Below are 7,267 nucleotides of genomic sequence, written 5' to 3'. Positions count from 1 at the left end.
TTTGCGGTGTTGAAGACGGAGTGTTTCTATAACGCAGGAGAATTGACGGTGGACGAATTGATGAAACAGATAGATGACTATATGGATTACTACAACCGCGAGCGTTGCAGTTTGAAATTGAAAAAGCCGAGTCCTGTCGCATACAGAACCCAGCTTACACAGAGCGCCTGAATAGGCTTTTATGAGTGCCCAAGATTTGGGGGCCAGTTCAAAGAATTTCCCACTTTTCAGACGGCCTTTTTATGTTATTCGTGAAACATTGTGTTATACTAAGCAGCTAAATTTTGACCTTATGCACGCTTCCGAAATTCTTCGGAATACTGAGCAGAAGGATAACCGTTTAAACACAACAAATTTAAGGGCTTACGATGAGCGTAACTGTTGAAACTTTAGAAAATCTGGAACGCAAAGTAGTATTGTCTCTGCCTTGGTCCAAAATCAACGCAGAAACTGAGAAAAAACTGAAACAAACCCAACGCCGTGCAAAAATTGACGGCTTCCGTCCGGGTAAAGCACCGTTCAAAATGATTGCCCAAATGTACGGTGCAAGCGCACAAAACGACGTTATCAACGAATTGGTACAACGCGAATTCTATGAAGTTGCCGTTGCTCAAGAATTGAAAGTTGCCGGTTACCCACGCTTTGAAGCCGTTGAAGAACAAGACGATCAAGAGTCTTTCAAAGTTGCCGCTATTTTTGAAGTTTTCCCTGAAGTAACTATTGGCGACCTGTCTGCCCAAGAAGTAGAAAAAGTTACTGCGACTGTTGGCGATGCCGAAGTTGACCAAACTGTAGAAATCCTGCGTAAACAACGCACCCGCTTCAACCATGTTGAACGCGAAGCACAAAACGGCGACCGCGTCATCATCGACTTTGAAGGCAAAATCGACGGCGAACCTTTCGCTGGCGGCGCATCTAAAAACTACGCTTTCGTATTGGGTGCAGGTCAAATGCTGCCTGAATTCGAAGCCGGTGTTGTCGGTATGAAAGCCGGTGAAAGCAAAGATGTTACCGTAAACTTCCCTGAAGACTACCACGGTAAAGATGTTGCCGGTAAATCTGCCGTATTCACCATCACCCTGAACAACGTTTCTGAAGCTACTTTGCCTGAAGTTGACGCAGACTTCGCTAAAGCTTTGGGTATTGAAGACGGCGACGTTGCCAAAATGCGTGAAGAAGTGAAGAAAAACGTTGGCCGCGAAGTTGAGCGCCGCATCGGTGAACAAACCAAAGAATCTGTAATGAACGCCCTGCTCAAAGCAGCCGATTTGCAAGTTCCTGTTGCTTTGGTCAACGAAGAAGCCGCCCGCTTGGCAAACGAAATGAAACAAAACTTCGTTAACCAAGGTATGGCTGACGCCGCCAACTTGGATCTGCCTTTGGATATGTTCAAAGAACAAGCAGAACGCCGCGTTTCTTTGGGCCTGATTTTGGCTAAATTGGTTGAAGAAAACAAACTTGAGCCAACTGAAGGCCAAATCAAAGCCGTTGTTGCCAACTTCGCAGAAAGCTACGAAGATCCTCAAGAAGTTATAGACTGGTACTACGCAGAGCCTTCCCGCCTGCAAGGTCCGACTTCTTTGGCAGTAGAAAGCAACGTTGTTGATTTCGTTCTGAGCAAAGCTAAAGTAACCGAAAAAGCGCTGTCTTTTGACGAAGTAATGGGCGCACAAGCTTAATTGCTCTAAGGCCGTCTGAAACAGACAATCAAAAGCACCGAAGCGCTTTAAATGGCTTTGGTGCTTTTCCATCATTAATAGGAGACAAAAATGTCCTTCGATTTCAATAATTACCTTGTCCCTACCGTTATCGAACAAAGCGGTCGCGGCGAGCGCGCATTCGACATCTACTCACGCCTTTTGAAAGAGCGCATCGTTTTCTTGATCGGCCCGGTGACGGACGAATCTGCCAACTTGGTTGTTGCGCAATTACTGTTTTTGGAAAGCGAAAACCCTGATAAAGATATCTTCTTCTATATCAACTCTCCGGGCGGTTCGGTTACTGCCGGTATGTCGATTTACGACACCATGAACTTCATCAAGCCTCATGTTTCTACTTTATGCTTGGGCCAAGCGGCAAGTATGGGCGCATTCCTGTTGTCCGCAGGCGAAAAAGGCAAACGCTTTGCCCTGCCAAACAGCCGCATCATGATTCACCAACCGCTCATCAGCGGCGGCTTGGCCGGTCAGGCTTCCGATATTGAAATTCACGCTAAAGAGCTGCTGAAAATCAAAGAGAAACTGAATCGCTTACTCGCCAAACATTGTGACCGCGATTTGGCCGACTTGGAGCGCGATACCGACCGCGACAATTATATGTCTGCCGATGAAGCTAAAGAATATGGTTTGATTGACCAAGTTTTGGAAAACCGCGCCTCTCTGCAAGCCTAACCTTTATCGGTTTTAAATCAAAAGGCCGTCTGAAAAATATATATTCAGACGGCCTTTCTTCAATCTTACTTCGTATTTTCTTTGTTATTCACTTGAACCGGATACAGCAAAATCAAAGGATTGGCTTTCACTTGACTCCAGAAGCTCTTCAGAAGATTACGCATACTGCCCAAACGCGCACCGCGAGAACGAAGCGCAACAGCCAAAGCCAAAGAAAAACTGACCACCAAATTCACCATACCGATTGCCAATACACTTGCCAAGCCAAGTATAAAAGTGAATATATCTGCATGACCGCTAATCGCGGCATAACCCAAGTTTGCCGAAGAGAACGCCACATGGCGAATATCCAGCGGCAAGCCGAAAAGATGGCCAAAATAGCCGGTCATCCCCAAGAGCATACCGAAAATAAAATTGCCCATAAGCGAGCCGTAATGCTTATGAATATAAGCGGCCAAACAGCGACGCGGCTGCGGACGCATGATTTTTCGTAAAAACGGATTAAACGGCAGGCGCTGACGCAGGTTCAGATAATCGGAACGGTTATCAAAGAAGCCGGCAATAATCCCCGAACAAAACAACCATACACCGGCAATAGCGGCATACCATAAGGTTGGCTGAGTAAAAATCTCAATAGATTTAAGCTGGTAGGCTGTAACCGCCTCGTTCAACAAGGGCTGCCCATGCGTGTAGGCATAACCCCAAGCGATCCCAGCCGCCAACAATACGGCAATCGATACATTACCAAACACGGCCACACTTTGCGAACGACACACGTCAATCAGCAGTTTTGCCAATTTATTGTCCACCGCTTTACTGCCTTCATTTGAGTCCACCTGCTCGGCAAAGCTCGCCGCTGTCATGGCAGGCTGCTTAGTCGCAACGGTGCAGTGCAGCATATGAATCAGCATAAAGCCTAAGCCATAGTTAAGTCCGGCAAGGAATGAAGTAGTAAACTCGCCGAATCCCAAAGACGCAATATGGATTTTATTCAATGCCATCAAAGCAATAATTACGCCGCCACCTGCTGCAGAATAAAACATTTTGAAATATTCGCTACGGTTGCGCGTAATGTAATGCTCACCATGATGACTTTTGTTTTCCGTAATACTGCGCGCCAGCATTCGGATACTGCTTTTACGCAAGTGGCTGGTACTGTATTGCTCTACCGCCGCGTAAATCATCGCATTCATCAGATTGATGGTTAAGCGGGTGCGGCTGCCGGTTTCAATTTGAATATTGGTCAGCAGTTTCAGACGGCCTAGGGTTTGCTGCAGACGCTCCAGCAAGTGGGCCACTTTCACTGACGAACCAGACCCCGCCCCTGTACCACGACGACGCAGATACTCAATTTGCTTGTTGCACTGGTCAAACATGACCTCCAAGTGCGCCGTATCGTAAGTTTCTTCACTGTGGCGATAGTGTTCAACCAATTTTGCAATTTCACGTTGCAAAGCAACAAATGCCGAATCCGCCTCCAACAAACGGGGAGCAATCCGTATTAAATCCGGCTCAATCGCTTCGGAAGCAATCCAAATAGACAGCATTTCTACCGCTCGCAAACGGGCATCTGCCAACTGTCGGCTGGCCGTCTGAAGCAAAGCAGGATCCGCTTTACCCAGCAACAATTCATACATGCTCAACCATTGGCGCAAACTCAGGGTCTGCAACCATTTATCATCGTTTTTCGAATGAAAAAGATATAAAAATACTTCGCGCAGATTGGAAAAATCTTTATAAGACGGGCTGAAACGTTCGTAAATCCGTATGCCCATCTCTCGAGTAAAGCTATGGCGCGAGAAAATACCCAGCTTAATCAGCGCAGGATAGATGTGAACTTTAGACAACCAGGCATAGAAGCGCAGGCTGAATTGACGGCATAAAGCATCGTCTTGTTTTAAAGTAGATAAAATCAAATCGAAACGTTCGGAAGCCTGTTTTTTGCCTCCTCGGCGCAAAAATTTGATTAATGCATTGAGAATAAGAACAAAGTCGGTATCATTTAAGCGTTCCGACAAAATAATGTGAAGATTTTGATTAGTCAGTTTTTGCATTGTAGTATTATTACATAAAATGAGATCTTTAGCAAGAACCTTGGCAAACAGGTCGGATTATATCGCATTCTTTATCAACCCATGGCACAAGATTTTCGATTAATATTCTCTAAAATTCAATGAATAATCAAATCACATAATAAATATATGATATGAATCAATAATTAAGAAAGGCCGTCTGAATTCTTTCAGACGGCCTTTTACAACAGCATACTACATTGTTTTAACCTTATGCAAACAAGAGCTTACCACCCTCTTCTTTAACATGGATTGTGCTATCAGGTGCATATTTGCCTTCAAGCAATGCTTTTGCCAGCGTATTTTCGATTTCTGATTGGATGGCGCGTTTGAGCGGACGGGCACCATACACAGGGTCGAAACCGGCTTTAGCAATCAGATCCAAGGCAGCATCATCGACTTTCAGATGCAGATGTTGTGCTTCCAAACGTTTTTCCAAACCTTTAAGTTGGATTTTCGCAATGCTGCGGATATTGGCTTGATCCAAACCATGGAACACGACTACTTCGTCAATACGGTTGATCATTTCAGGACGGAAATGTTCTTTCACATCCTCCATCACAACTTCTTTTACCGCTTCGTAGTCCTGAGTACCCATTTGTTGGATATGTTGGCTACCGATATTGGAAGTCATCACGATAACGGTATTTTTGAAGTCCACGGTTCGACCTTGTCCATCGGTCAAGCGACCGTCATCCAATACTTGCAGCAAGATGTTGAATACGTCCGGATGGGCTTTTTCCACTTCATCCAAAAGAATCACGCTGTATGGTTTGCGGCGGACTTGCTCAGTCAGGTAACCGCCTTCTTCGTAGCCGACATAGCCGGGAGGTGCACCGATTAAGCGGGCAACAGCATGTTTTTCCATGTATTCGGACATATCGATACGAATCAGATGATCTTCGCTGTCAAACAGGAAACCTGCCAATGCCTTACACAATTCGGTTTTACCCACGCCGGTCGGGCCTAAGAACAAGAAGCTGCCATAAGGTTTATTCGGATCGGCCAAACCGGAACGGCTACGGCGGATAGCATCAGACACGGCACGCACGGCTTCGTCTTGACCAACCACGCGGCGGTGCAATACTTCTTCCATCTTCAGCAGCTTGTCGCGTTCACCTTCCATCATTTTTGACACAGGGATGCCGGTCATGCGGGAAACGATTTCGGCTACTTCATCCGCGCCGACTTCAGTACGGAAAAGTTTGTTTTGTTTTTTGCCGTCGGAGTTGCTTTCCGCTGCCTGCAACTGTGCACCCAATTTCGGTAACTCGCCGTATTCGAGTTCGGACGCGCGGGCAAAGTCGCCTTGGCGTTTGGCCTGCTCGATTTTGACTTTGATGTCGTCCATCTGTTTCTTGATGTCGGCAGTGCTGGATGATGCCGCTTTTTCGGCTTTCCAGATTTCATCCAAATCGGCGTATTCTTTTTGTAGGCCGTCGATTTCTTCGTCTATCAATTCCAGACGTTTTTTGCTGGCATCATCAGTTTCTTTGGCAACGTGCATTTTTTCCATTTTGAGCTGGATAATGCGACGGTCAAGTTTATCCATTTGCTCAGGTTTGCTGTCCAGCTCCATTTTGATGCGGCTGGCCGCTTCGTCGATCAAATCAATCGCTTTATCAGGCAGGAAGCGGTCGGTAATATAACGGTCGCTCAACTCTGCTGCGGCAACGATAGCAGGGTCGGTAATATCGATACCGTGGTGGATTTCATAACGCTCTTGCAAACCGCGCAAAATAGCGATGGTATCTTCCACGCTTGGCTCGCCAACCAATACTTTTTGGAAACGGCGTTCGAGTGCCGCATCTTTTTCGATGTACTGACGGTATTCGTCCAAAGTAGTCGCACCGATACAGTGCAATTCGCCGCGCGCCAAAGCCGGTTTCAACATATTGCCCGCATCCATTGCGCCGTCGGTTTTGCCTGCGCCAACCAAAGTATGGATTTCGTCAATGAAAATCAGAGTGTTGCCGTCATCTTTAGCCAAGTCGTTCAACACGCCTTTCAAGCGTTCTTCAAATTCGCCGCGATATTTCGCACCGGCAATCAAAGCTGCCAAGTCCAGAACCAAAAGGCGTTTGTTACGCAGGGATTCAGGTACTTCGCCGTTAACAATACGTTGCGCCAAGCCTTCAACAATAGCGGTTTTACCCACACCCGGCTCACCAATCAGCACAGGGTTGTTTTTGGTACGGCGTTGCAATACCTGAATCGCACGACGAATTTCATCATCACGACCGATAACAGGGTCGAGCTTACCATCACGGGCGCGTTGAGTCAGGTCAAGTGTGTATTTTTTCAAAGCATCGCGTTGGTCTTCGGCATTCGCATCGTTCACGTTTTGTCCTCCTCGTACCGCATCGATTGCGGCATTGATATTTTGTTCGGTCGCACCAGCTTCTTTCAAGATTTTGCCGGTCGCATCATTCTGCTGAACCAAAGCCAGCAGGAAAAGTTCACTGGCGATATAGGCATCGCCGCGTTTGGTTGCAGCCTTGTCCATCAAGTTCAATACAGCTTGCAGCTCACGGCTAGGCATAATATCACCGCCTTGTCCGGATACTTTTGGCAAGCTGCTCAAATGTTGCTGCAAACGTTGTTTTACTTGAGGCACATTCACACCTGCATGAGCCAGTAACGCAGCAGCACCACTGTTTTGATCGTCAAGCAACGCTTTTAAGATAAAGCCGGCCTCAAGGTAGCTGCTGTCCGCAGCCAAAGCCAAACTTTGACCTTCTTGCAGAGCTTGCTGAAATTTGGCAGTCAATTTATCAAATCTCATTTTACGTTCCTCTTCAAATA

5 protein-coding genes are annotated in these 7,267 nt (G+C 46.6%); 3 read left to right on the top strand and 2 right to left on the bottom strand.

Annotated elements, in window-relative coordinates; translation table 11 throughout:
- Positions 1-6: 6 nt before the first annotated feature.
- The 3 genes from ACTHTQ_RS10070 (at position 7) to clpP (ending at position 2,390) form a co-directional block, all read left to right on the top strand.
- Positions 7-171: an IS3 family transposase gene (locus ACTHTQ_RS10070; RefSeq protein WP_440363831.1), complete on the top strand. Its 165-nt coding sequence runs from the start codon at positions 7-9 to the stop codon at positions 169-171.
- A gap of 197 nt (positions 172-368) precedes the next feature.
- Complete coding sequence (tig, locus tag ACTHTQ_RS10065) at positions 369-1,679, top strand: trigger factor (RefSeq protein WP_440363830.1); 1,311 nt, start codon at positions 369-371, stop codon at positions 1,677-1,679.
- 90 nt (positions 1,680-1,769) lie between these two features.
- Positions 1,770-2,390: an ATP-dependent Clp endopeptidase proteolytic subunit ClpP gene (gene clpP / locus ACTHTQ_RS10060; RefSeq protein ID WP_003683589.1), complete on the top strand. Its 621-nt coding sequence runs from the start codon at positions 1,770-1,772 to the stop codon at positions 2,388-2,390.
- 65 nt (positions 2,391-2,455) lie between these two features.
- On the opposite strand, the gene ACTHTQ_RS10055 is transcribed toward clpP, so the two are convergent.
- Positions 2,456-4,444 carry a site-specific recombinase gene (locus ACTHTQ_RS10055; protein WP_440363829.1) on the bottom strand — a complete coding sequence of 663 codons (1,989 nt, stop codon included), beginning with the start codon at positions 4,442-4,444 and terminating at the stop codon, positions 2,456-2,458.
- 229 nt (positions 4,445-4,673) lie between these two features.
- Positions 4,674-7,247: an ATP-dependent chaperone ClpB gene (gene clpB, locus ACTHTQ_RS10050; protein ID WP_440363828.1), complete on the bottom strand. Its 2,574-nt coding sequence runs from the start codon at positions 7,245-7,247 to the stop codon at positions 4,674-4,676.
- Positions 7,248-7,267 lie beyond the last annotated feature (20 nt).

The organism is Neisseria sp. P0020.S003, assembly GCF_051957095.1.
Taxonomy (GTDB): domain Bacteria; phylum Pseudomonadota; class Gammaproteobacteria; order Burkholderiales; family Neisseriaceae; genus Neisseria; species Neisseria subflava.
This window is presented reverse-complemented; position numbering and strand designations above follow the sequence as displayed.